Source organism: Agromyces selenitireducens (assembly GCF_052748465.2).
Window position 1 is genome coordinate 567,088 of record NZ_CM188259.1, and the last position, 25,277, is coordinate 592,364.

Below are 25,277 nucleotides of genomic sequence, written 5' to 3' on the forward strand. Positions count from 1 at the left end.
CGCCGCGACTGGGGCGCCGCTTAGGGTGAATCCATGAGCATGCACGGGGGCGGGGGCATGGGCGCTCCCGGCGGGCGGACCGGCAGGGGGCCCGGTCCGCGAGGGCGCATCTCGAGCGCCGACGAGCGGGCGCAGCGCGCCGAGAACGCGGCGGCGCCGAAGATCCCGCACCTGTTCCGTCGCATCGTCGAGCTCTTCGCCCCGCACAAGGCGGCGCTCACCGTCACGGTCGTGCTCGTGCTCGTCGGCGCCGCACTCAGCGTCATCCCGCCCCTGCTCACGCAGCGGGCGTTCGACGACGCGCTGTTCCCCACCGACGGCACCGGCGGCGTCACCGCACCCAACCTCGACGCGCTCGCATGGATCGTCGGCGCGATGATCGCCGTGTTCCTGGTCTCGGCCCTGCTCGGCGTGTGGCAGACGTTCCTCACGGCGACGATCGGCAACAAGGTCATGGGTGCGCTGCGGGTGCGGCTGTTCAGCCACCTGCAGTCGATGGAGCTCAGCTTCTTCACGCGCACCAAGACGGGCGTGATCCAGTCGCGCCTGCAGAACGACGTGGGTGGCGTGGCATCCGTGCTCACCAACACGGTGTCGAGCGTGCTCGGCAACACGGTCACCGTGATCTCGGCGTTCGTGGCGATGCTGCTGCTCAACTGGCAGCTCACGCTCATCGCGCTCGTGCTGATGCCGTTCATGGTGATCGCGCAGCGACGCGTCGGCCAGGTGCGGGCGCGCATCGCCGCGAAGACGCAGGAATCGCTGTCGGAGATGACGGCCATCACGCAGGAGACGCTGTCGGTCAGCGGCATCCTGCTCTCGAAGAGCTTCACCCGCCAGGCGAGCGAGACCGACCGGTACGCCGGCGAGAACCGCAACCAGATCGAGCTGCAGGTGCGGCAGCAGATGTCGGGCCAGTGGTTCTTCGCGATGGTGTCGATCTTCATGTCGTCGATCCCGGCGATCGTGTACCTCGTCTCAGGCTGGCTCATCGCGGGTGGGGCCGACATCACCGCCGGCACGATCGTCGCCTTCACGACGGTGCAGGCGCGCCTGCTGTTCCCGTTGATGGGCCTGATGCGCGTCGCGCTCGACCTGCAGACCTCGAGCGCGCTGTTCGCGCGCATCTTCGAGTACCTCGACCTGACACCCGCGATCACCGACCCGCCCGACGCGCGCGCGGTGCCGACGGGCACGGATGCCGAGGGCGCATCGCTCCTCGGCCGCATCGAGTTCGACCACGTCTCGTTCCGCTACCCCGATGCCGACGACGACCAGCGGCCCACGCTCGACGACGTGTCGTTCGCGATCGAGCCCGGCCAATTCGCCGCGTTCGTCGGGCCGAGCGGGGCGGGCAAGACGACCGTGTCGTACCTCGTGCCGCGGCTGTACGAGGCGTCGAGCGGGTCGGTGCGGTTCGCCGGCGTCGACGTGCGCGAGCTGTCGCAGGTCTCGCTCATGTCGCACATCGGCATCGTCAGCCAGGAGACCTACCTCTTCCACGCGACGATCGCCGAGAACCTCAGGTACGCGAAGCCGGATGCCACCGACGCCGAGCTCGAGGCCGCGGCCCGCGCCGCGAACATCCACGAGACGATCGCGTCGTTCCCCGAGGCGTACGACACGGTCGTGGGCGAGCGCGGCTACCGGCTCTCGGGCGGCGAGAAGCAGCGCATCGCGATCGCGCGCGTGCTGCTGAAGGACCCGGCGGTGCTCGTGCTCGACGAGGCGACGAGCGCGCTCGACACGATCAGCGAGCGCGTCGTGCAGCAGGCGCTCGACGACGCGTCGCGCGGCCGCACGACGATCGCGATCGCGCACCGCCTGTCGACCGTGGTCGCCGCCGACGTGATCTTCGTGATCGTCGCGGGTCGCATCGCCGAGCGCGGCACGCACGCCGAGCTCATCGACGCCGGCGGGGTCTACGCCTCGCTCTACCGCCAGCAGGCCGAGCGGCCGGAGGTGCCGGCGCCCTAGGCCCGGGCGGTCACCCGGTCGCCCGGTCGCCCGGTCGCCCGTTCGCCCGTTCGCCCGTTCGCCCGTTCGCCCGTTCGGTCGGTCGCCCCGGCGCTCGACGCGCGAGCGCTACGATCGGGCGGCGAGCATGTCCTGCATGAGCCGGATCTCGGACTCCTGGCTGCGGACGATCGCATCGGCGAGCGACACCACGACCGGGTACGACGAGCGCGCGAGGACGGCCTCGGCCATCTCGACCGCGCCGCGGTGGTGCTCGATCATCAGCTCGAGGAACTCCCGCTCGGCCTCGACGCCCTCGAGCGAGCGCAGCTCGGCGATCTGCTCCGAGGTCGCGAGCCCGGGCATGGGCTCGCCCGGCTCGTGTGTCCCGCCTTCGCCGTCGCCGTGGTCGTCGTGCGACGCCCCGTCGTCGGCGGGCCGCGTCATCCAGGTCATGGACGGCTCGGGACCGGCCTGCGGCAGCCCCCACTCGGCGAGCCAGCCGTACATCTGGCCGGACTGCTGCGCCTGCGCAGTGGCGATGTCGTAGGCGAGCAACCGGGTCGCCTCGTCGTCGGTGAGGTCGCGCACGATCATCGCGAGCTCGACGCCCTGCTGGTGGTGCACCTGCATGTCGCGCGCGAACCCGGCTTCGGCGCTCGCGTTCGCGGGGGTCGGGTCGCCGAGGGTCGAGAGTCGGCCGATGGCGAAGGCGACCACCGCGACGACGACGAGCGCGACGGATGCCGCGAGCACGATCACCCAGCGGCCGACCCCGTCACGCGACCGCTCGCTGGTGGTCGAATCGCTCACGAGACCTTGCCGGGACCGTCGATCGCGCCCGTGCACAGGGCGCCGGGCTCGGGCACGCTCTGGCTCTGCCAGTACTCCTCGAGGTACTCGGCGATGCGCGGGTCGTCGGCCTCCTCGACCTGCAGCTGGGTGTTCCATCCGCTCAGCACGATGGGCGACGGCAGGCCATCGAACGGCGAGAGGATCACGTAGGTGCCGGGCAGCTGCGAGCGGAGCGTCTCGAGCTCGTCGTCGGAGAGCGCGTCGGCGTCGTAGGTCACCCAGATCGCCCCGTGCTCGAGCGAGTGCACGGCGTTCTCGGCGGGAACGGGCTCCTCGTAGATGCCGCAGTTCAGCCACGCCGGGTTGTGCGGGCCGCCCGCGGGCGGGGTCTGGTCGTAGTCGACGACGCCCTCGACGTGGTCGGAGGCGTTCTCGAACGTCTCGACCCCCTCGATCTCGGCGCCCTCGCCGCCCGCGGTGTAGCTCGGCCGCTGCGGCGTGAGCACGATCGTCGTGACGATGAGCGCGATGATCGCCACGCCCGCGGCGACCGATCCCCAGATCGCGATGCGGCGGTTGCGCTTCATGCGCGCTTCGCGCTTCTTGTACTCCTCGAGCTTGCGCTCGCGCTCGGCGGCGCGCTGCTGCTTGACGGTGAGCTTCTTTCCGGGCGGGGGCGTGGTCACGTGCGGCCTTTCCTGACGGGGATCCTCCCCATCCAAACGCATGGGACTGGGAGAACACCAGAGATCCGGTCGCCGGATGCCGCGTCGCGGGCCTGCCACGCGGCATCCGTCACCCGCTAGGCTGACCGGGTGAGCTTCTCGCCTCGGTGTTGTTGTCGTCGCTGATCACGCGACCCCCGACCTCGCGTCGCGCGCCCGATCGACGGCGCCGCTCGACGCATCTCCACACCAAGGACAGAACACCGGCATGAAGTACGCACAGCACATCACCGACCTCGTCGGCGACACGCCCCTCGTGAAGCTCAACCACGTGACCGAGGGGGTGACGGATGCCACGGTGCTCGTGAAGCTCGAGTACCTGAACCCGGGCGGCTCATCGAAGGACCGCATCGCGGCGCGCATCATCGACGCCGCCGAGCGCGAGGGAAAGCTGAAGCCGGGCGGCACGATCGTCGAGCCCACGTCGGGCAACACGGGCGTGGGGCTCGCGCTCGTCGCGCAGGAGCGCGGCTACAAGTGCATCTTCGTGTGCCCCGACAAGGTGTCGGAGGACAAGCGGAACGTCCTCACCGCGTACGGCGCCGAGGTCGTCGTGACGCCCACCGCCGTCGCGCCCGACAGCCCCGAGTCGTACTACGGCGTCTCCGACCGGCTCGCGCGCGAGATCCCCGGCGCGTTCAAGCCCGACCAGTACTCCAACCCGAACGGACCCCTCTCTCACTACGAGACGACCGGCCCCGAGATCTGGCGCGACACCGACGGCAAGGTCACCCACTTCGTCGCCGGCGTCGGCACCGGCGGCACGATCACGGGCACGGGGCGCTACCTGCGCGAGGTCTCGGGTGATCGGGTGCGCATCGTCGGCGCCGACCCCGAGGGTTCGGTGTACTCGGGCGGAACGGGCCGGCCGTACTTCGTCGAGGGCGTCGGCGAGGACTTCTGGCCGAGCGCGTACGACCCGGCCGTCCCGCACGAGATCGTCGCCGTGTCCGACGCCGAGTCGTTCGAGATGACCCGCCGCCTGGCGCGCGAGGAGGGCATCCTCGTCGGCGGGTCGAGCGGCATGGCCGTGGTCGCGGCGCTGAAGGCCGCCGCCCGGCCCGAGGTCACGGCCGACGACGTGTTCGTGGTGCTGCTGCCCGACTCCGGCCGCGGCTACCTGGGCAAGATCTTCAACGACAAGTGGATGCGCGCCTACGGGTTCGGCGATGCGCCCGCCGGGCACACGATCCGCGACATCCTCGCCGCGAAGGCCGACCGCACGGCGCCGCTGGTCTTCGTGCACCCGAACGACACCGTGCGCGAGGCGATCGACCGGATGACGCAGTCCGGGGTCTCGCAGCTCGTGGTGCTCTCGGCTGAGCCGCCTGTCGTGCTCGGCGAGGTCGTGGGCGCGCTGCACGAGGAGGAGCTGCTGGAGCAGGTGTTCTCCGGTCGGGCGAAGCTCACCGACGAGGTCGCGGCCGTGGTCGGCGCGCCGCTGCCGCTCATCGGCGTCAACGAGCCCGTCGCGACCGCCCGCCAGGCCTTCGGTGCGGCGCCCGCGATGCTCGTCACCGACGGCGGCAAGGCGCTCGGCGTCATCTCGCGCACCGACCTGCTCTCGTACCTCTCCTCCTGAGCGCCGTCCGCGATCGAGTGGTCGGAATTCAGGAACGGCGAGTGGCGGCGCCATCCGCTCGCTCAGTATTCAAGCTCTCAGACTTCAATCTCACTCGGAAAGGCGATGATCGACATGAACGCTCCTGAATTCGGGCACCCCAACGGCACGGGCGGGCAGGGGCAGGGGTTCGACACCCGAGCGATCCACGCCGGGCAGGAGTTCGACCCCACGACCGGCGCGGTGATCCCGCCGATCCACGTGACCTCGACGTACGCGCAGGACGGCATCGGCGGCCTCCGCGGCGGGTACGAGTACTCGCGCGGGGGCAACCCGACCCGCACGGCGCTCGAGACGCAGCTCGCGGCGGTCGAGGGCGGCATCCGCGGGCTCTCGTTCGCATCGGGCCTCGCCGCGGAGGACGCGCTGCTGCGCACCGCAGTGAAGCCCGGCGACCACGTCGTCATCGGCAACGACGTGTACGGCGGCACGCACCGGCTCATCCGCCGGATCTTCGGCGACTGGGGCGTGCGGCACACCACCGTCGACACGAGCGACCTCGACGCGGTGCGCGAGGCGATCGAGCTCGGCACCACCAAGGTGCTCTGGGTCGAGACGCCGTCGAACCCGCTCATGAAGATCAGCGACATCGCCGCGCTCGCCGAGCTCGGCGACGAGGCCGGCGTGCTCGTCGTCGTCGACAACACGTTCGCGAGCCCGGCGCTGCAGCAGCCGCTGGCGCTCGGCGCGGGCGTCGTGATCCACTCGACGACGAAGTACCTCGGCGGCCACTCCGACGTGGTCGGCGGCGGCCTCGTGTTCGCGGCCGGTCAGGAGGAGCTCGCCGAGCGCGTCGGGTTCACGCAGTTCGCCGCCGGCGCGGTGTCGAGCCCGTTCGACGCGTTCCTCACCTCCCGCGGCATCAAGACCCTGGGCATCCGGATGCAGCGGCACAGCCAGAACGCGCTCGCGATCGCCCGGCGCCTGTCGGAGCACCCCGGCATCGCGCGCGTGCTGTACCCCGGCCTCGAGTCGCACCCCGGGCACGCGCTCGCCGGCCGTCAGATGTCGGGCTTCGGCGGCATGGTGTCGATCGACCTCGCGGGCGGCGGCGAGGCGGCGCGCCGGTTCGCGGAGTCGACCGAGCTGTTCACGCTCGCCGAGTCGCTCGGCGGCGTCGAGTCGCTCGTGAACTACCCGTCGGAGATGACGCACGCCTCGGTGAAGGGCACCGAGGCCGAGGTGCCGGAGTCGATCGTGCGCCTCTCGGTCGGCATCGAGGACGTGGACGACCTGCTCGCCGACATCGACCAGTCGCTCGCCCGGCTCTAGCGGGGCAGCACGGGGCCGGTCACCCGTTCGGTTCACAGGAGATCCGTCTGCAGCCAAGCGGAGGGACGTCGGCAGCGGAGCTGGCAGGATGTTGCGCAACGGTGTCTGCTCTGCCAGCGCGCGCGGCGCGCGGCAACCGGCACGATGAACGGGTGAGTTCGAGAACCCTGGATGCCGCGGCATCCGTCGCCGCCGTCGGAACCGTGCATCGGGGGCGCCTCGGCCTCGGGCAGGGCACCGCACTGTACGTCGCGAGCGTGCTCGGCACCGGGATCCTTGTGCTGCCCGGCCTCGCCGCGGAGGCGGCCGGGCCTGCGTCGATCGTGGCGGTCGCGGCCGTGCTGCTGCTGTCGATCCCGCTCGCGGGCACCTTCGCCGCGCTCGCCTCGCGGTTCCCCGACGCCGGCGGCGTCGCCAGCTACGTGCGCCGCGCGCTCGGCGCCACCGCCGCCCGCATGACCGGGTACTGGTTCTTCTTCGGCGTGTGCGTGGGCGCGCCCGTCGTCGCCATCCTCGGCGGCGAGTACGTCGTCGCCGTGCTCGGCGTCGACCGTGCGGCCGTGCCGATCATCGCGCTCGCGGTGTACGTGCCGCCCTTCCTCGCCAACTGGTTCGGCGTGCGCGTCGCCGGGTGGGTCCAGTTCGCGCTCACCGGCCTCCTCCTCGCGGTCGTCATCGGCGTCGTCGCGGCGACGTTCCCGGCGGTCGAACCGGGCAACTTCACGCCGTTCCTGCCGAACGGGTGGACGGGCGTCGGCACCGCGATCAGCCTCTTCGTGTGGGCCTTCGCGGGCTGGGAGGTCGGCACCCACATCGCGGGCGAGTTCCGCGACCCGCGCCGCACCATCCCGCTCGCCACCGGCATCGCGATCGTCATCGTCGGGGTCGGGTACCTCGCGCTCCAGGTCGTCACGGTCGGCGTGCTCGGCGACCGCGCCGGCGACGGCCAGGTGCCGCTCGTCGACCTCGTCGCCGTCACGGTTCCCGGCATCGGGCCGGTGCTCGTCGCGATCGTCGCGGCGATCGTCACCGTGGGCGTCCTGAACGCCTACCTGCCCGCATTCGGCAAGCTCGGCGCCGCGCTCGGGCGCGACGGCGACCTGCCCCGGTTCTTCGCGAAGGGCGCCGAGGACGGGGCGGTGCCGCGCCGCGCACTCGTGCTCACCGGCGCCCTCATGGCCGTCTACTTCGGCTTCGCGCTCGTGCTCGAGCTCGACCTGGCGCCGTTCATCCTCATCCACACGAGCAACATGGTCGCGATCTACGCCGCGGGCATGCTCGCAGCGACGCTCCTGCTCCGGCGCTGGTCGTTCGGCTGGTGGCTCGCGGTGGTCGCGACGGTGCTCTCGGCCGGGCTGCTCGTGCTCGCGTGGCAGAACCTGTTCGTGCCGCTCGCGCTCGCCGCGGCATCCGTCGTCGTCACGGTCGTGCGCCGCGTGCGGGCGCGCCCACGCGTCCACGGCACCTGATCGGCACCGGTCCTCGCTGCCGAACCACTGGGGATCGGGCGCGGCGGGTGGCATCCGCGGTGCCATCCGGGCGAGGATGGGTGGCATGACCGCCCACGCGTACGCGCTCGCCGACGGCAACACGATCCCGGCGATCGGCCTCGGAACGTACGGGCTGAACGACCAGTCCGGCGTCGAGGCGATCGTCTCCGCCATCCACGACGGCTACCGGCTCATCGACACCGCGTACAACTACGGCAACGAAGAGGTGGTCGCCGAGGCGATCCGACGCTCGGAGGTCGACCGCAGCGACCTGTTCGTCACGACCAAGCTGCCCGGCCGCCACCACGGCACCGAGGAGACGCTCGCGAGCTTCGAGCAGTCGCGCAGGCGCCTCGACCTCGACTGGGTCGACCTGTACCTCATCCACTGGCCGAACCCGAAGCGCGACCGGTACGTCGAGAGCTGGCGCTCGATGATCAAGCTCAAGGAGCGCGGCGTGGTGCGCTCGATCGGGGTGTCGAACTTCACGCCCGCCATGCTCGACCGGCTCGCGGAGGAGACGAAGCTCGTGCCGGTCGTCAACCAGGTCGAGCTGCACCCCTACTTCCCGCAGGCCGAGCTTCGTGCCTACCACGCGGAGCACTCGATCCGCACCGAGAGCTGGAGCCCGCTCGCCAAGCGCACCGAGCTGCTGTCGGAGCCCGTCATCACCGAGATCGCCGCCGCGCACGAGTCGACCCCCGCGCAGGTCGTGCTCGCGTGGCACCTCGCGCTCGGCGCGGTGCCGATCCCGAAGTCGTCGGATGCCGCGCGCCGGCGCGAGAACCTCGACGTGTTCGACCTCGATCTCGACGACGCGGAGGTCGAGGCGATCTCGGGCCTCGAGCGAGGGCGCCTCTGGGGCGCCGACCCTGACGAGCACGAGGAGCTGTAGCCCTCGGCAGCTTCTCGACGGTGCGCGACCGATTCGACGGCGACGGATGCCGCGTGGCGGACGTAGGCTCGGTCAGGTGACCGAACGCTCCACCGCCACGCCGATCGAGGCCCCTCCCGGCGGACCGCTCGCACGCCCGTGGCGGTGGCTGTCGCTCGGCATGTTCGCGCTGATCTTCCTCGCGGCCTTCGAGGTGCTGGCGGTCACCACGGTCATGCCGCTCGTCGCGGCCGACCTCGACGGCGAGGGACTGTACGCGCTCGCGTTCTCGGTGCCGCTCGCCGCGGGCGTGGTCGGGATGGTCGTGGCGGGCAACTGGGCCGATCGGGCGGGGCCGCTCGCGCCGCTCCTCGCGTCCGGCGGCCTGTTCGTCGTCGGCCTCGTGATCGCGGGACTGGCGCCGAGCATGCCCGTGCTGGTCCTCGGGCGCCTGGTGCACGGCGTCGGGGGAGCGGCGGTGATCGTGCCGCTGTACGTGATCGTCGCGCGCGTGTACCCGGAGTCGGTGCGCGCGCGGGTCTTCGCCGGTTTCGCGGCGGCGTGGGTGATCCCGTCGATCATCGGGCCGGCCGTGGCCGGGTTCATCGCGGAGCAGGTCGACTGGCGTTGGGTGTTCCTCGGGGTCATCGCGCTCGTGCTGCCGGCGGGCGCGATGATGCTCGTCCCGCTGCTGCGCGTGCGCGAGCTCGTGGCGGGCGACCCGAGCGTTCGCTGGAGCCGGACCCGGCTCGCCTGGGCGATCCTCGCGGCGACCGCGGCGCTCGGCGTGAGCCTGTCGGCCGAGCTGGCCGATCCGTGGCGATGGATCGTCGCGGTGGGCTCGATCGCGCTCACGGTGGTCGCCGTGCGTCCGCTCCTGCCAGCCGGCACGCTCCGGGCGGTGCACGGCATGCCGGCGACCGTCCTCATGCGCGCGGTCGTCGCCGGAGCGTTCTTCGGCACCGAGATCTACCTGCCGTACCTGCTCATCGCCCGATACGAGTTGGCGCCGAGCCTCGCCGGGGCGGTCCTCACGGGGGCCGGGATCTCGTGGGCGGCGGCGTCGTGGCTGCAGGGTCGCCTCGGCGACCGCGTCTCGAACGTGGACTCGGTGCGGATCGGCACCGGGGTGCTCGCCGGCGCTCTCGTCGTCGTGCTGCTCATCGCCCTGCTCGGGCTGTCGCCCGTGATCGCGTTCGTCGCCTGGACGCTTGCCGGTGCCGGCATGGGCTTCATGTACCCGCGTTTCTCCGTGGCGGTGCTGGAGCTCTCGCCGAAGGAGGCGCAGGGGTTCAACAGCGCCGCGCTCGGGATCGGCGAGGCGCTCGGGGCCGCGGTCGCGCTCGCCGTGACGGCGCTCGTCGCGAGCGCCGCCGTCGGCGGCGGGTTCACCGCCGAGTTCGTGGTCACGGTGGTGATCGCGCTCGCCGCCGTGGCGCTCGCGCCGCGCGTGCGGCCGCCGGGTAGCGCGAAGTTCATGTGACCGTCACATTGTGACGGTCACATTCCGCGCGGTGCTGTGCATAATGGTCTCGCCGGCATGTGTGACCGTGAACATGCCGAGATCCGATCCCGAGGTCCCCCGTGCCAGAGACGCCGCAGGAGCCGACTCGCGTCCGCCCGCCCAGCATCCGCGATGTCGCCCGCCTCGCGGGCGTCTCGCACCAGACGGTGTCGCGCGTGCTGAACGCGCACCCCAGCATCCGGCCGGAGACGAAGCAGCGCGTGCTCGAGGTCATGGCCGAGCTGCAGTACAAGCCCAATCGCGCAGCGCGAGCGCTGGTGACGAGCCGGTCGCGCACGATCGGGATCCTGTCGGCGTCGAGCACGCACTACGGCCCGGCGTCGAGCATCGCCGCGATCGAGGCGGCCGCCCGCGAGTCCGGCTACTGGGTCAGCACGGCGAACATCGAGTCGTCCGATGCCGGCTCGATCGCCGACGGACTCGCGCACCTGCGCGCCCAGGGCATCGAGGGGCTCGTGGTGATCGCACCCCAGGTCCGGGTGTTCGACACGCTCGCCCAGCTCTCGATCGACGTGCCGTACGTGACGCTGCAGTCCACGGGTCGCGACCCCGCGCACACGATGTCGGTCGACCAGATCGCCGGCGCCCGCAAGGCGACGCGCCACCTCATCGAACGCGGACATCGCATGATCTACCACCTCGCGGGCCCGCAGGACTGGATCGAGGCGGAGGCGCGCATGCGCGGGTTCCTCGACGAGATGGGCGCGCAGGACGTGCCGACGACCGCGCCGATCCTCGGCGACTGGACCGCGGACTTCGGGTTCCACGCCGGGCGCGAGCTGCTCACCGTGCGCGACTTCACCGCGATCTTCGCGTCGAACGACCAGATGGCGCTCGGCGTCATGCACGCGGTCCGCGACGCAGGGCTCGAGATCCCGCGCGACGTGTCGATCATCGGCTTCGACGACATCCCCGAGGCGGCGCACTTCTGGCCGCCGCTCACGACGGTCCGGCAGGACTTCGCCGAGCTCGGCCGGCGGTGCGTCGCGCTCCTGCTCGGCGACATCGACCCCGCGGCCCCGGAGTACCGCGGCACGATCGAGCCCGAGCTGATCGTGCGGGACTCGGTCGGCGCGCCCTCGTTCTGACCGCCGTTCCGGGCTTCACAACGGGCGTTATCGTTCCGTGACCTTCGTTCAGTTGACAGGCTCGGCGATGGTGTGGCTACCATGTGACGCGCCATGTGAACGGTCACATCAGCCGTCGCGTGGTCCGACCATCGCCGCACCGACGGCCGTACCATCCGACGAGGGAGTCCCGCGTGACCAGCTTCGGCCCGCAGATCGAGGTCGCCATCGCGCGAGTGCGCGCCGATGTCGCCCGCCTGCACGGCGAGCTGACGCGCTACGGCCTGGTGGTGTGGACCGGCGGCAACGTGTCGGGCCGGGTACCGGGTGCGGACCTGTTCGTGATCAAGCCGTCGGGCGTGTCGTACGACGACCTGGCGCCCGAGAACATGATCCTCTGCGACCTCGACGGCAACGTGATCCCCGGCACGCCCGGCGCCGACCGGAGCCCGTCGAGCGACACCGCGGCGCACGCGTACGTGTACCGCAACATGCCCGAGGTCGGCGGGGTCGTGCACACGCACTCCACGTACGCGACCGCCTGGGCGGCGCGCGGCGAGGAGATCCCGTGCGTGATCACGGCGATGGCCGACGAGTTCGGCGGGCCGATCCCGATCGGCCCGTTCGCGATCATCGGCGACGACTCGATCGGCCGCGGCATCGTCGAGACCCTCACCGGTCACCGCTCCCGCGCGGTGCTGATGCAGAACCATGGCCCGTTCACCATCGGGCCGAACGCGAAGGACGCGGTCAAGGCCGCCGTCATGGTCGAGGACGTCGCCCGCACGGTCCACCTCGCCCGCGAGGCCGGCGAGCTGATCCCGATCCCCACCGAAGCCATCGACCGGTTGTACGACCGGTACCAGAACGTGTACGGCCAGTCATCCGACATCCGCCGTACCGCCCACAACTGAAGAGCTTGCGGCACCCGTCGTCCCGAACGGATGCCGCAGGGAAGCCGGTCGTCATGGACGAGGCCGACTTCCACAACGTCACCAAGACGACGACGTCCATGACCACACAGTGAAAGGACACACCGTGAACAGCACGAAGAAGGTGCTCCTCGCCACGCTGGCGGCCGGTTCGATGCTCGCGCTCGCCGCGTGCTCGGGCGGCGCGGGCGGCGGCGGCGAGGGAGAGGGCGACGGCGGCCTCATCGGCGTCGCGATGCCCACCAAGAGCTCCGAGCGCTGGATCCAGGACGGCGACTCCGTCAAGGAGCAGCTCGAGGAGCAGGGCTTCAGCGTCGACCTCCAGTACGCCGAGGACGACATCCCCACGCAGGTCTCGCAGGTCGAGAACATGATCACCAAGGGCGCAGAGGCCCTGATCATCGCCGCGATCGACGGCACCACGCTCTCCGAGGTGCTCCAGACCGCGGCCGACGCCGAGATCCCCGTCATCTCCTACGACCGCCTCATCCGCGACTCGGAGAACGTCGACTACTACGCGTCCTTCGACAACTTCGTGGTCGGCCAGCAGCAGGCGTGGTCGGTGCTCAACGGCCTCGGCCTCACCGAGCTCGACGGCACCCCGATCGAGGGCGCACCCGAGGGCCCGTTCAACATCGAGCTGTTCGCCGGCTCGCTCGACGACAACAACGCCTTCTTCTTCTTCGACGGCGCCATGAACGAGCTGCAGCCGCTGATCGACGACGGCACGCTCGTCGTGAAGTCGGGCCAGACCGACATCGAGCAGGTCGCCACGCTCCGCTGGGACGGCGAGACCGCCCAGAGCCGCATGGAGGACATCCTCACGGCGAACTACTCCGACGGCTCGCAGGTCGACGCGGTGCTCTCGCCGTACGACGGCATCTCGCGCGGCATCATCTCGGCGCTCGAGGGCGCCGGGTACTCGGTCGGCGACGAGTGGCCGATCATCTCCGGCCAGGACGCCGAGCTCGACTCGGTGAAGGCCATCATCGCCGGCGAGCAGTACGCGACCATCTTCAAGGACACGCGCGAGCTCGCGACCGTGGCCGTCGACATGGCGACCGCCATCCTGAACGGCGAGGAGCCCGAGGTGAACAACACCGAGGACTACGACAACGGCGTGAAGGTCGTGCCGTCGTACCTCCTCGACCCGGTGATCGTCGTCGAGGAGAACATCACGGAGGTCCTGGTCGACAGCGGCTACTGGACCGAAGAGGAAATCAACGGCTGATTCGCCGCTGAGCCGAATCGGATGACATGAACCGCGTGTCGGGACCTGAGGCGGGAGTACTCTCGCCTCAGGTCCCGGCCGCGGCATCCGTCGCACCGGACGGCGCACCGGCAATGGAGCAGGAGCAAGGATGACCAACCACATTCTCGAGATGCGCGGCATCACGAAGACGTTCCCCGGCGTGAAGGCCCTCGCGAACGTCAACCTCGGCGTCGAGCGAGGCGAGGTGCACGCCATCTGCGGCGAGAACGGCGCCGGCAAGTCGACGCTGATGAAGGTGCTGTCGGGCGTGTACCCGCACGGCACCTACGACGGCGAGATCGTCTTCGAAGGCGAGACGGTCGAGTTCAAGGACCTCACCGACTCCGAGGCCAAGGGCATCGTGATCATCCACCAGGAGCTCGCGCTCAGCCCCTACCTGTCGATCGCCGAGAACATCTTCCTCAACAACGAGCAGAAGGGCACCGCCGGTCTCATCGACTGGAACAAGACCAACTTCGAGGCGTCGAAGCTGCTCGCCCGGGTCGGGCTGAGGGAGAACCCCACGACGAAGATCCGCGAGATCGGCGTCGGCAAGCAGCAGCTGGTCGAGATCGCCAAGGCCCTGTCGAAGCGCGTGAAGCTGCTGATCCTCGACGAGCCGACCGCCGCCCTCAACGACGAGGACTCCGACCACCTGCTCGACCTGATCCTGCACCTGAAGGGGCAGGGCATCACGTCGATCATCATCAGCCACAAGCTCAACGAGATCAAGAAGGTCGCCGACACCGTCACGGTCATCCGCGACGGCAAGACGATCGAGACGATCGCGAAGCAGGATGTCACCGAGGACCGCATCATCAAGGACATGGTGGGTCGCGACCTCGAGCACCGCTACCCCGACCACACGCCGCACGTCGGCGAGGAGCTGCTGCGCGTGGAGGACTGGACGGCGCACCATCCGCAGGACGCGACGCGGGTGATGGTCGACAAGGTGAACCTCAACGTGCGCGCGGGCGAGATCGTCGGCATCGCCGGGTTGATGGGAGCCGGCCGCACCGAGTTCGCGATGAGCCTGTTCGGCCACTCGTACGGGTCGAAGATCTCGGGGAAGGTCTTCCTCCGCGGCAAGGAGATCAAGACGCGCACGGTCGCCGAGGCGATCGACAACGGCATCGCGTACGCGACCGAGGACCGCAAGACCTACGGCCTCAACCTCATCGAGGACATCAAGCGGAACATCTCGATGGCGTCGCTGCGGAAGCTCGAGAAGTACGGCCTCGTGCACGACAACGAGGAGTACGCCGTCGCCAACGAGTACCGGAAGTCCATGAACATCAAGGCGCCGAACGTCCTGGTCAAGACCGGAAAGCTCTCCGGCGGCAACCAGCAGAAGGTCGTGCTGTCGAAGTGGATCTACTCCGACCCGGAGGTCCTGATCCTCGACGAGCCGACTCGAGGCATCGACGTCGGGGCCAAGTACGAGATCTACACGATCATCAACAAGCTCGCCGCCGCCGGCAAGGGCATCATCGTCATCTCGTCGGAGCTGCCCGAGCTCCTCGGCATCTGCGACCGGCTCTATGCGATCTCGGAGGGACGCATCACCGGTGAGCTCCCGGTCGACGAGGCGACGCCCGAGTCGATGCTCAAGCTCATGACCATGGAAAAGCCCCGCTAGCCCGGCGCTCACGGAACACCACCAGGAGACACCATGTCGAATCCCAATCAGACTCCGACGCAGGAGTCCCAGGCCGTCGGGGCGAACATCAACCCCACCGAGAACAAGTTCACCGACCGGCTGAGTCACGTGCTCGCCGACCTCGGCAAGAACGGCATCTTCATCGCACTGATCGCGGTGGTCGTGCTGTTCGCCGTCCTCACCGACGGCATCCTGCTGCGACCGCAGAACATCTCCAACCTCGTCGTGCAGAACGGGTACATCCTCGTCCTCGCGATCGGAATGGTGATGGTCATCATCGCCGGGCACATCGACCTGTCGGTCGGGTCGGTCGCCGCGTTCGTCGGCGCGTGCTCGGGCGTGTTCGCGGTCCAATGGGGCCTGCCGTGGTGGCTCGCCATCATCCTGTCGCTCGGCATCGGCGCGCTGGTCGGCGTCTGGCAGGGCTTCTGGATCGCGTACGTCGGGATCCCGGCGTTCATCGTGACGCTGGCGGGCATGCTCATCTTCCGCGGCCTCGCCCTCGTCGTGCTCGGCAACTCGAACATCGGCTCGTTCCCGGCCGAGTACCGGGCGCTCGGCAACGGCTTCGTCACCGACGTCTTCGGCGAGTTCGACATCGACCCCCTCACCCTCGGCGTCGGCGTCCTCGCGATCGTGATCCTGGTCGTGCAGCAGGTGCGCACCCGCCGCGGCCGCGTCAAGTACGGCCAGGACGTCGAGCCCATCGCGTGGTTCATCACGAAGCTCGTGCTGGTCTCCGCGGCGATCGGGTTCTTCGCCTACGCGCTCGCGTCGTACAAGGGCATCCCGATCACGCTGATCATCCTCGGCGTGCTGGTGCTCATCTACAGCGTGATCATGGACCGCACGGTCTTCGGTCGCCACATCTACGCGATCGGCGGCAACCGCCACGCAGCCGAGCTCTCGGGCATCAAGACCCGCCGGGTCGACTTCCTGCTGTTCGTCAACATGGGTCTCCTGGCCGCGCTCGCGGGGCTCATCTTCACGGCCCGGCTGAACCTCGCCGGTCCGAAGGCGGGCGACGGGTTCGAGCTCGAGGCGATCTCGGCCGCATTCATCGGCGGCGCGGCGGTGCAGGGCGGCGTCGGCACCATCGGCGGCGCCATCATCGGTGGTCTGATCATCGGTGTCCTGAACAACGGCATGTCGATCATGGGCATCGGCATCGAGTGGCAGCAGGCCGTGAAGGGCCTGGTGCTCCTGCTCGCCGTCGCGTTCGACGTCTACAACAAGCGGCGGTCCGGCGGGCGCTGACCCGCACGATCCCCGCGACGAGGGGCGGATGCCACGTGGCATCCGCCCCTCGTCGTGTGCGCCGAGTCGCGCGATCACCGGTTGAGGTCGAGCGCCGTTAGCGCTAACATCGGCGATTGTGAGCGCTAACGAAGACGCACGATCCGCCATCGCCGAGGGGCGCACGTCGCTCGGCATCGAGTTCGGTTCGACGAACATCAAGGCGTGCCTCGTCGGGGAGGACCCCAACGAGGTGCTCGCCGTCGGCAGCCACGAGTGGGAGAACCGGTTCGTCGACCGCGTGTGGACCTACACGCTCGACGACGTCTGGAACGGCGTGCAGGCCGCGTACGCCGCTCTCGTCGCCGACGTGCGACGCCGCCACGACATGGTGCCCACGACGTTCGGCGCCATCGGCGTCTCGGCGATGATGCACGGCTACCTCGCGTTCGGCGCCGACGACGGGCTGCTCGTGCCCTTCCGCACCTGGCGGAACACCTCGACCGGGCCGGCCTCCGCCGAGCTCAGCGAGCAGTTCGGCCTCAACATCCCGTTGCGGTGGTCGATCGCGCACCTGCACCAGGCGGTGCTCGACGACGAGGCCCACGTCCCCGACCTCCGCTTCGCGACGACGCTCGCCGGGTACGTGCACTGGCGACTCACGGGCCGCCGGGTGCTCGGCGTCGGCGACGCGTCGGGCATGTTCCCGATCGACCCCGCGACCGGCGGATACGACGCGCGGCTCCTCGACGCGTTCGACGGGCTCGTCGCCGAGCGCGCCCCCGGCCTGAGCGTGGCCGGCCTGCTGCCCGAGGTGCTGCCCGCCGGCCGGGAGGCCGGGCGCCTCACCGCCGAGGGCGCCGCGCTGCTCGACCCGACCGGCACCCTGCAGCCCGGCGCGCCGTTCTGCCCTCCCGAGGGCGACGCGGGCACCGGCATGGTCGCGACGAACTCGGTCGCCCCGCGCACGGGCAACGTCAGCGCCGGCACGAGCATCTTCGCGATGGTCGTGCTCGAGCGCCCGCTCGCGAGCGCGCATCACGAGCTCGACGTCGTCACGACGCCCGCGGGCGACCCCGTCGCGATGGTGCACTGCAACAACGGCGCGAGCGAGCTCGCGGCGTGGGCGAGCGTGTTCGCCCGGTTCGCGGCCGCCGCCGGCGCCGAGCTCGACACCGACGCGGTCTTCGCGACGCTGTTCCGCGAGGCGCTCGAGGGCGAAGCGGATGCCGGCGGCCTCCTCGCCTACAACCACCTCGCCGGCGAGCCCATCGCCGGACTCGCCGAGGGGCGGCCGATGGTGGTCCGCACCCCCGACAGCCGGCTCACGCTCGCGAACCTCATGCGCGCGCAGCTCTACGGCGTGTACGGCACGCTCGCGCTGGGCATGCGCGTGCTCGACGGCGAGGGCGTCGAGATCGACCGGATGTTCGCGCACGGCGGCATCTTCCGCACCGCCGGCGTCGCCCAGCGACTGCTCGCCGGAGCCCTCGACGCACCCGTCGCCGTCGGCGAGACCGCCTCGCACGGCGGCGCCTGGGGCATCGCCGTGCTCGCCTCGTACCTGTCGGCCGCCGACGAGGTCGACCTCGGCACGTACCTCGACGAGCGCGTCTTCGCCGACGCCCCGATCGACGTCGTCCACCCCGACCCGGCGGATGTCGCCGGCTTCGCCGCCTACCTCGACCGCTACCGGGCCGGCCTCGCCGCCGAGGCCGCCGCGGTCGACGCGCTCTGAGCGCGGCATCCGTCACCACCCGACCCCGCACCAAGGAGAACACCGCATGACCCGCACCGCGCTCACCACCTCGCTCGACGGCTACGAGGTCTGGTTCCTCACCGGCAGCCAGCACCTCTACGGCCCCGAGACCCTGCAGCAGGTCGCCGAGCAGTCGCGGCAGGTCGCCGAGACGCTCGACGCGGCATCCGCCGTGCCGGTGAAGGTCGTGTGGAAGTCGGTGCTGACCGACTCCGACGCGATCCGCCGCATCGCGCTCGAGGCGAACGCCGACGACCGCGTCATCGGCCTCGTCGCGTGGATGCACACCTTCAGCCCCGCGAAGATGTGGATCGCCGGCCTCGACGCGCTCCAGAAGCCCCTCGCGCACCTGCACACCCAGGCGAACGTCGAGCTGCCGTGGGGCGAGATCGACTTCGACTTCATGAACCTCAACCAGGCCGCGCACGGCGACCGCGAGTTCGGGTACATCCAGACGCGCCTGGGCGTGCCGCGCAAGACGATCGTCGGTCACGCCTCCGACCCGCGCGTGCAGGGCGAGTTCGGCACGTGGCAGCGCGCGGCGGCCGGCCTCGCGGCATCCCGTTCGATGAAGCTCGCGCGCTTCGGCGACAACATGCGCTACGTCGCCGTGACCGAGGGCGACAAGACCGAAGCCGAGCTGCGGCTCGGCGTGCAGGTCAACACGTGGGGCGTCAACGAGCTCGCCGAGGCGGTCGCCGCGGCATCCGACGCCGACGTCGACGCGCTCGTCGCCGAGTACGAGGAGCTCTACGAGGTCGTGCCGGCGCTGCGTGCGGGCGGCGAGCGCCACCAGTCGCTGCGCGACGGCGCCGCGATCGAGCTCGGCCTGCGCTCGTTCCTCGAGGAGGGCGGCTTCGGCGCGTTCACCACGTCGTTCGAAGACCTGGGCGCGCTCAAGCAGCTGCCCGGCCTCGCGGTGCAGCGCCTCATGGCCGAGGGCTACGGCTTCGGCGCCGAGGGCGACTGGAAGACCGCCGTGCTCGTGCGCATCGCGAACGTCATGGGCGCGGGCCTGCCGGGTGGCGCGTCGCTCATGGAGGACTACACCTACGACCTCACGCCCGGCGACGAGCTCATCCTCGGCGCGCACATGCTCGAGGTGTCGCCGTCGCTCACGACGGCTCGCCCGTCGCTGGAGGTCCACCCGCTCGGCATCGGCGGCAAGGAGGACCCGGTGCGCCTGGTCTTCACCGCCGACCCCGGCCCCGCGGTCGTCGTCGCGATGAGCGACATGCGCGACCGGTTCCGACTCACGGCCAACGTCGTCGAGAACGTCGAGCTGCGGCATCCGCTGCCCAAGCTGCCCGTCGGACGCGCCGTCTGGAAGCCCGCCCCCGACTTCGCGACCTCGGCCGCAGCGTGGCTCACCGCGGGCGCCGCGCACCACACCGTCATGTCCACCGCGGTCGGCGTCGAGGTGTTCCGCGACTTCGCCGAGATGGCCAAGCTCGAGCTGCTCGTCATCGACGAGTCGACCGACCTGCGCGACTTCCAGCGCGAAGTACGGTGGAACCAGGCCTACTACCGACTCGCGCAGGGCCTCTGAGGGAGGACCGGGTGAGCGGCGAGCCGGGGGTGACGGATGCCGCCGGCGTGCCGGGGGTGGCGGATGCCGCCGGCGTGCCGACCATGTTCGACGTCGCGCGGCGGGCCGGGGTCTCGCACCAGACCGTGTCGCGCGTGCTCAACGACCTGCCGGGTGTCGCGGCGTCGACGCGCGAGCGCGTGCGCGCCGCGATCGCCGAGCTGAACTACACGCCCTCGCCGACCGCCCGCGCCATGGCCGGTCGCCGGTCGGGGTCGATCGGGCTCATCCAGGCCGGGCGACCCGACTACGGCCCGTCGAGCGCGGCGCTCGGGTTCAACGAGGCCGCGCGGGCGGCCGGCTACGCCGTCAGCCAGGCGAGCATGCGCGCGCTCGACGCCGACGCCCTCACGCAGGCGGTGCACCGGCTCGTGCTGCAGCGCGTCGAGGCGATCGTGCTCATCTCGGGCGAGCGCGAGGGCGTCGGGGTGCTGCGCGGCATCGACGCGGGCGTGCCGCTCGTGGTCGTGGCATCCGAGTCGTCGCCCGGGCTGCACCGTGTCTCGTTCGACCAGTTCGCCGGAGCGCGGCTCGCGACCGAGCACCTCGTCTCGCTCGGGCACCGGCGCATCGTGCACGTTTCCGGTCCTGCCGATTCGATGGATGCCGCGGAGCGCGCGCGCGGCTTCGCCGCCGTGCTCGCCGAGCACGGACTCGAGCAGCGTTCGCCGATCGCGGGGGACTGGCTCCCGGCATCCGGTCACGCCGCCGGCCGCCGCATCATCGACGACGGATGGGCCACCGCTGCGTTCGTCGGGAACGACCATATGTCGCTCGGGGTGCTGCGCGCCTGCGCCGAGGCGGGAGTCTCGGTGCCCGACGCGCTCAGCGTCGTCGGCTTCGACGACCTGCCCGAGTCGGCCTACTTCACCCCGCCGCTCACGACCATGCGGCAGGACTTCGACTCGCTCGGCCGCGACATCATGGCGACGGTTCTCGACGTGCTGCGCGACGAGGCGTCGGCGCCCGACCGCGCTGCGCGCGTGCCCGAGCTCGTCGTGCGCGCGAGCACGGCGGCGCCGGCGCCTTGATCGCGCGGCGGCGGCCGCGCGCTGGTCGCGCTGCGGCGCGGGCGCGCTGATCCGGAGCCGACGCCGGCGTCGTCGCCATCCTTACCGAGAAGACCGCAGGATGAGACGCGCTATGGGCCCGTATAGGCGGGTCTGACGCGTGTCATCCTGCGCTAGGCGGCTTCTGGACCGCCCCGTCGGCGCGCCGCCGGCGTCGCCGCTATGGAGACTGCAGGATCAGGCGCGTCATGGGCCTGTATGGACGGCTCTGACGCATGTCGTCCTGCGGTCGGCGGGTTGCGGGCCGCAGCTGCCGGCACGACGCTGGCGTCGACGCTCCGGAGACTGCAGGATCAGACGCGTGGGCCCGGATGGACACGTCTGACGCGTGTCATCCTGCGGTTGGACCGGCGGGACGATGGGCCGGGCGGATACCGCGGCATCGGGTCGGCTCACGCAGCCGCGGCATCCGCTCGACTCACGCGGCGCGGCATCCGCTCGGCTCAGGCGGCCGAGTAGTCGGGCAGCTGCTGCAGCGTCCAGCGGTTGCCGTCGGGATCGGCGAGCGTGATGAAGCGGCCCCACGCCTGCTCGTCGACGCCGTCGGCCTCGACGCCCTTCGCGCGCAGCTCGGCGAGTACGGCGTCGGCGTCCGGGATCACGACCTGGATCGTGTCCTGCCGCCCGGGCTCGAGGGTCATGCCGAGGCCCTCGCCGATCGCGATCGAGCACGCCGAGCCGGGCGGCGTGAGCTGCACGAAGCGGAGCGACTCCGAGACGCGCTGGTCGTGGTCGGCGACGAAGCCGAGCTTGTCGACGTAGAACTCCTTCGCGCGATCGACGTCGGTGACGGGCACGAAGATGAGCTCGATCTTCCAGTCCATGGTGTCCTCCTCGTTCGGGCCGGGCGGGGCGTCCCGGGGTTCGCGCCCAGTCTCGCGAGTCATCCGGTCAGTTCCCGTCCGCATTCGAGAACGGATGCCGCGGCAATCCGCCGTCCCGGCTCGACGCCCACGCCCCTGCCGCGCCCGAGCACAATTCAGGAAGGGTCGGCCGACACGCCGGCCGACGGCCGACTCGGCGCGGCGTGTCGCGCAGTTCCTCCTGAATTGTGCCGCCCGGACTGCCGCGTCCTCCCGAAATCGTGCCGCGCGGAGTGCGGCATCCTCCCGAAATCGTGCCGCCCGGACTGCGGCATCCTCCCGAAATCGTGCCGCCCGGACTGCGGCGTCCTCCCGAAATCGTGCCGCCCGGACTGCGGCGTCCTCCCGAAATCGTGCCGCGCGGAGTGCGGCATCCTCGCGAAATTGCGCCGCCCGGAGTGCGGCATCCGTCGAACTCGCCCGGCGCATGCGAGACCCGGTGGGAGGATGGACCGCATGACGACGACGCTGAACATCACGGGCGATGCCGAGGCCGACCGGCTGCTGAGCGAGGACGCGTTCGCGCTGCTCGTGGGCATGCTGCTCGACCAGCAGGTCGCGATGGAGACCGCCTTCGCGGGCCCCGCGAAGATCCGCGACCGCGTGGGGTCGATCAAGCCCGAGACCATCCTCGCGGTCGACCCCGACCACCTCGTCGACGTGTTCAAGGAGCCGCCGGCGGTGCACCGCTACCCGGGCTCGATGGCCGGCCGGGTGCAGGCCCTCGCCGCGGCCGTGCGCGACGACTGGGACGGCGACGCCTCCGCCATCTGGACCCGCGGCGAGCCCGACGGCCCCGAAGTGCTGCGGCGGCTGAAGGCCCTGCCGGGGTTCGGCGAGCAGAAGGCGAAGATCTTCCTCGCCCTGCTCGGCAAGCAGTGCGGCCTGCAGGCGAGCGGATGGCGCGAGGCCGCCGGCCACTACGGCGACGAGGGCTCGTACGCGTCGGTCGCCGACATCGTCGACCCGGAGTCGCTGCAGCGGGTGCGCGCGACCAAGCAGGCCGCGAAGGCCGCGGCCAAGGCCGCGAAGGCATAGCGCACACCCGCCGGCCGCGCCGAGTGTTACCGTTCGCGGCGAGTGATGCCGCGGCAGCAGTCACACTCGGCGCGAGCGGTAACACTCGACGGTCACGACGGGCGGGGCGGGCGGGACGGGCGGGGCAGTCAGGACGGGCGGGGCGGGCGGAGGCGGCGCGCCGCTACGCGGCCGCCCCGCGCAACGCGCGCTCGCGCCACGCGGGCGCGGTCGCGTCGAGCAGGGCGTCCCAGTCGGTCGGGACGATGCCGAACACCTCGGTGGTCTCGGACGCGTCGACGACGAACGGCCGATCGAACTGGTACTGCACGCCCCTGACTTCGCGCAGGAGCGGCACGAACGCGCCGCCGACGGCGAGGGCCCACCGCGGCATCCGTCTCAGCTGGGGCTCGCCCGTGCCGGCGCGCTCGCCGAGGGCGCGCAGCAGCTCGCGCACGCTCACGGGCGGGTTGGACGGTACGAGCCAGGCGGAGCCCCAGGCGCGCTCGACCCGCCCGAGCACCTCGAGGGTCGCCGCGATGTCGTCGACGGCGGTCCAGCTGTGCGGCGCGTCGGGGTCGCCGAACACCAGCGCCGGGCGTCCGGCGAGCGTCGCGTCGGCGTACAGCGGCAGGAGGCCGTTCGACGGGGGTGCAGTCGGTCCGAGGTAGTCGGAGGCGCGGGCCTCGGTCACGCGGACGCGACCGGCTTCGTGCGCGGCAAGGGCCTCCTGCCACATCGCGACCCGCAGGGCGCCCTTGTGGTCGGAGGGCCGGAGCGGAGTGTCGCGGCGCATCGGACCGTCGACGGGACCGTAGCCGTAGAGGTTGCCCATGCTCGCCAGCACGGCACCCGAGCTTTCGGCGGCGTGCAGGATCGACGCGGCGAGCGGCGGCCAGATCCGCTCCCAGAGCGGGTACCAGCCGGGATTCGCGCAGTTGTAGACGACCGACGCTCCGTGTGCCGCCGCGGCGAGGCGGTCGGGATCGTTCGCGTCGAGCGCGACGCGTTCGACGAGCGGATGGCTCGGCCCGCCGCCCGAGCGCGTGACGACGCGCACGCGCTCGCCGCGGTCGGCCAGCCGGAGCGCGAGCGCGGAGCCGACGGGCCCGGCGCCGACGATGAGGTGCAACGGTTGCGTCATGGGCGGCATCCTGCCGCATCCGGATGTCGCTGACGTGAACCACCGCCGGGCGGATCGGCGTGAGTTGAGCGCTCACATGCGGTCCTCGACGTGGGTGCCCTCGCTCGGCCAAGCCGGGTGCGGCCGCGCGCCGGCCGCCCGGACGGGCGGATCTCCGCGCATCTGGAGCTGTGATCCATCCGATCTCGAATTGCCTCTTGTGAGCGCTCACTTGTGAGCGCTAACATCTCGACTGCGGTCAGAACGGTCTGGCCGTCCGGCGCACCGAGACTCGCAGCACCCCCAGCCCCGCAGCCCAGCCGCCGGCACGTGAACAAGGAGGTTCCAGCTGATGAAGAAGCTCATCGGCATCGCCGCCGCAGGCGCGATGCTCGTCGCCCTGGCCGGTTGTGCAAGCGGCGGCGACGCTGCCGCGGAAGGCCCCAAGCCCCTCGACGAACTCGTGGTCGGGTTCGCGCAGGTGGGCGCCGAGTCGGGTTGGCGCACCGCCAACACGAAGGACATCCAGGCCGCCTTCGAGGAGGCCGGGATCGAACTGAAGTTCTCCGACGCCCAGCAGAAGCAGGAGAACCAGATCAAGGCGATCCGCTCGTACATCCAGCAGCAGGTCGACGTGATCGCGTTCTCGCCGGTCGTCGAGACCGGTTGGGACGCGGTGCTCAACGAGGCGAAGGCCGCCGGCATCCCCGTGGTGCTCACCGACCGCGCCGTCGACTCGCAGGACGACTCCCTCTACGTCAGCTTCCTCGGGTCCGACTTCGTGAAGGAGGGTGAGAAGGCCGGCGCGTGGGTCCTCGAGGAGTACGCCGACACGACCGAGCCCGTGCAGATCATCCAGCTCGAGGGCACGACCGGCGCCGCTCCGGCGATCGACCGCGCCGAGGGCTTCGCCGAGGTCATCGCCGAGAACCCGAACCTCGAGGTGGTCGCCAGCCAGACCGGCGACTTCACCCGAGCCGGTGGCAAGCAGGTGACCGAGGCGCTGCTCAAGTCGAACCCCGACGTCGACCTGATCTACGCGCACAACGACGACATGGGCCTGGGCGCGATCGAGGCCATCGAGGCGGCGGGCCTCGTGCCGGGCGAGGACATCAAGATCGTCACGGTCGACGCGGTCAAGGACGGCATGCAGGCGCTCGCCGACGGCAAGATCAACTTCATCGTCGAGTGCTCGCCGCTGCTCGGCAAGCAGCTGATCGAGATCATCGAGCAGATCAACGAGGGCGAGACTCCGGAGAAGCGCATCGTCACCGAGGAGACGACCTTCACGCAGGAGCAGGCGATCGAGGCGCTGCCCACCCGCCAGTACTGACCCGGGAGGGGCGGGTCGCGCGGAGCGGCCCGCCTCGACCGGCGGGTGCGCGGTCGTCCATGCCGCGCACCCGCAACCCCTCCCACCCCGCGCCGACGGTTCCGGCGCACAGCGAGCGG

20 protein-coding genes are annotated in these 25,277 nt (G+C 70.9%); 16 read left to right on the forward strand and 4 right to left on the reverse strand.

Going from position 1 to position 25,277, the window contains the following annotated elements; translation table 11 throughout:
• Nucleotides 1–39 precede the first annotated feature (39 nt).
• Entirely contained in the window at nt 40–1,977 is a 1,938-nt protein-coding gene (locus ACULK4_RS02685) for an ABC transporter ATP-binding protein (protein WP_445965191.1), read from the forward strand.
• A 108-nt stretch (nt 1,978–2,085) separates the two neighbouring features.
• On the opposite strand, the gene ACULK4_RS02690 is transcribed toward ACULK4_RS02685, so the two are convergent.
• Together ACULK4_RS02690 and ACULK4_RS02695 are read right to left on the reverse strand one after the other, a co-directional pair.
• A complete protein-coding gene (locus ACULK4_RS02690; protein WP_445964916.1) occupies nt 2,086–2,769 on the reverse strand; it encodes a DUF305 domain-containing protein in 684 nt (227 codons plus the stop codon).
• The gene (locus ACULK4_RS02695; protein WP_445964917.1) at nt 2,766–3,437 is read right to left on the reverse strand and encodes a thioredoxin-like domain-containing protein; all 672 of its coding nucleotides are present in this window, start codon (nt 3,435–3,437) and stop codon (nt 2,766–2,768) included. Before ACULK4_RS02695 ends, ACULK4_RS02690 begins: the two co-directional genes overlap by 4 nt.
• Before the next feature lie 247 nt (nt 3,438–3,684).
• Between ACULK4_RS02695 and ACULK4_RS02700 the strand changes: the two genes are divergently transcribed.
• The 13 genes from ACULK4_RS02700 to ACULK4_RS02760 all read left to right on the forward strand — a co-directional run bounded on the left by ACULK4_RS02700 (nt 3,685) and on the right by ACULK4_RS02760 (nt 20,783).
• The gene (locus ACULK4_RS02700) at nt 3,685–5,058 is read left to right on the forward strand and encodes a cystathionine beta-synthase (protein WP_445964918.1); all 1,374 of its coding nucleotides are present in this window, start codon (nt 3,685–3,687) and stop codon (nt 5,056–5,058) included.
• Between the two features lie 114 nt (nt 5,059–5,172).
• Nucleotides 5,173–6,369, forward strand: coding sequence for a cystathionine gamma-synthase (locus ACULK4_RS02705; protein ID WP_445964919.1), 1,197 nt, complete (start codon nt 5,173–5,175; stop codon nt 6,367–6,369).
• A gap of 152 nt (nt 6,370–6,521) precedes the next feature.
• The gene (locus ACULK4_RS02710; RefSeq protein ID WP_445964920.1) at nt 6,522–7,838 is read left to right on the forward strand and encodes an APC family permease; all 1,317 of its coding nucleotides are present in this window, start codon (nt 6,522–6,524) and stop codon (nt 7,836–7,838) included.
• A gap of 85 nt (nt 7,839–7,923) precedes the next feature.
• Entirely contained in the window at nt 7,924–8,754 is an 831-nt protein-coding gene (locus ACULK4_RS02715) for an aldo/keto reductase (protein WP_445964921.1), read from the forward strand.
• Nucleotides 8,755–8,830: 76 nt separating this feature from the next.
• Entirely contained in the window at nt 8,831–10,216 is a 1,386-nt protein-coding gene (locus tag ACULK4_RS02720) for an MFS transporter (RefSeq protein ID WP_445964922.1), read from the forward strand.
• A 101-nt stretch (nt 10,217–10,317) separates the two neighbouring features.
• Nucleotides 10,318–11,346, forward strand: a complete 1,029-nt coding sequence (locus ACULK4_RS02725) for a LacI family DNA-binding transcriptional regulator (RefSeq protein WP_445964923.1) — start codon at nt 10,318–10,320, stop codon at nt 11,344–11,346.
• 173 nt (nt 11,347–11,519) lie between these two features.
• Entirely contained in the window at nt 11,520–12,239 is a 720-nt protein-coding gene (locus ACULK4_RS02730; RefSeq protein WP_445964924.1) for an L-ribulose-5-phosphate 4-epimerase, read from the forward strand.
• 172 nt (nt 12,240–12,411) lie between these two features.
• Nucleotides 12,412–13,488: a multiple monosaccharide ABC transporter substrate-binding protein gene (gene chvE, locus ACULK4_RS02735; RefSeq protein ID WP_445965192.1), complete on the forward strand. Its 1,077-nt coding sequence runs from the start codon at nt 12,412–12,414 to the stop codon at nt 13,486–13,488.
• A 130-nt stretch (nt 13,489–13,618) separates the two neighbouring features.
• Nucleotides 13,619–15,148 carry a multiple monosaccharide ABC transporter ATP-binding protein gene (gene mmsA / locus ACULK4_RS02740; RefSeq protein ID WP_445964925.1) on the forward strand — a complete coding sequence of 510 codons (1,530 nt, stop codon included), beginning with the start codon at nt 13,619–13,621 and terminating at the stop codon, nt 15,146–15,148.
• Nucleotides 15,149–15,181: 33 nt separating this feature from the next.
• The gene (gene mmsB / locus ACULK4_RS02745; protein WP_445964926.1) at nt 15,182–16,426 is read left to right on the forward strand and encodes a multiple monosaccharide ABC transporter permease; all 1,245 of its coding nucleotides are present in this window, start codon (nt 15,182–15,184) and stop codon (nt 16,424–16,426) included.
• A 118-nt stretch (nt 16,427–16,544) separates the two neighbouring features.
• Nucleotides 16,545–18,143, forward strand: a complete 1,599-nt coding sequence (locus ACULK4_RS02750; RefSeq protein WP_445964927.1) for a xylulokinase — start codon at nt 16,545–16,547, stop codon at nt 18,141–18,143.
• 46 nt (nt 18,144–18,189) lie between these two features.
• Nucleotides 18,190–19,713, forward strand: coding sequence for an L-arabinose isomerase (araA, locus tag ACULK4_RS02755; protein ID WP_445964928.1), 1,524 nt, complete (start codon nt 18,190–18,192; stop codon nt 19,711–19,713).
• 11 nt (nt 19,714–19,724) lie between these two features.
• Entirely contained in the window at nt 19,725–20,783 is a 1,059-nt protein-coding gene (locus ACULK4_RS02760) for a LacI family DNA-binding transcriptional regulator (RefSeq protein ID WP_445964929.1), read from the forward strand.
• 482 nt (nt 20,784–21,265) lie between these two features.
• Here ACULK4_RS02760 and ACULK4_RS02765 read toward each other — a convergent pair whose 3' ends face one another.
• Nucleotides 21,266–21,646 (reverse strand): glyoxalase superfamily protein, encoded by a 381-nt coding sequence (locus ACULK4_RS02765; RefSeq protein WP_445964930.1) that lies wholly within the window; start codon nt 21,644–21,646, stop codon nt 21,266–21,268.
• A gap of 486 nt (nt 21,647–22,132) precedes the next feature.
• On the opposite strand from ACULK4_RS02765, the gene ACULK4_RS02770 reads away from it, so the two are divergent.
• Entirely contained in the window at nt 22,133–22,723 is a 591-nt protein-coding gene (locus ACULK4_RS02770) for an HhH-GPD-type base excision DNA repair protein (RefSeq protein ID WP_445964931.1), read from the forward strand.
• Nucleotides 22,724–22,886: 163 nt separating this feature from the next.
• Here the strand turns inward: ACULK4_RS02770 and ACULK4_RS02775 are convergent, their stop codons facing one another.
• Nucleotides 22,887–23,846: an NAD-dependent epimerase/dehydratase family protein gene (locus ACULK4_RS02775; protein WP_445964932.1), complete on the reverse strand. Its 960-nt coding sequence runs from the start codon at nt 23,844–23,846 to the stop codon at nt 22,887–22,889.
• A gap of 331 nt (nt 23,847–24,177) precedes the next feature.
• On the opposite strand from ACULK4_RS02775, the gene ACULK4_RS02780 reads away from it, so the two are divergent.
• On the forward strand, nt 24,178–25,158 hold the full coding sequence (locus ACULK4_RS02780) for an ABC transporter substrate-binding protein (protein ID WP_445964933.1): 981 nt from the start codon (nt 24,178–24,180) through the stop codon (nt 25,156–25,158).
• Nucleotides 25,159–25,277: the final 119 nt, after the last annotated feature.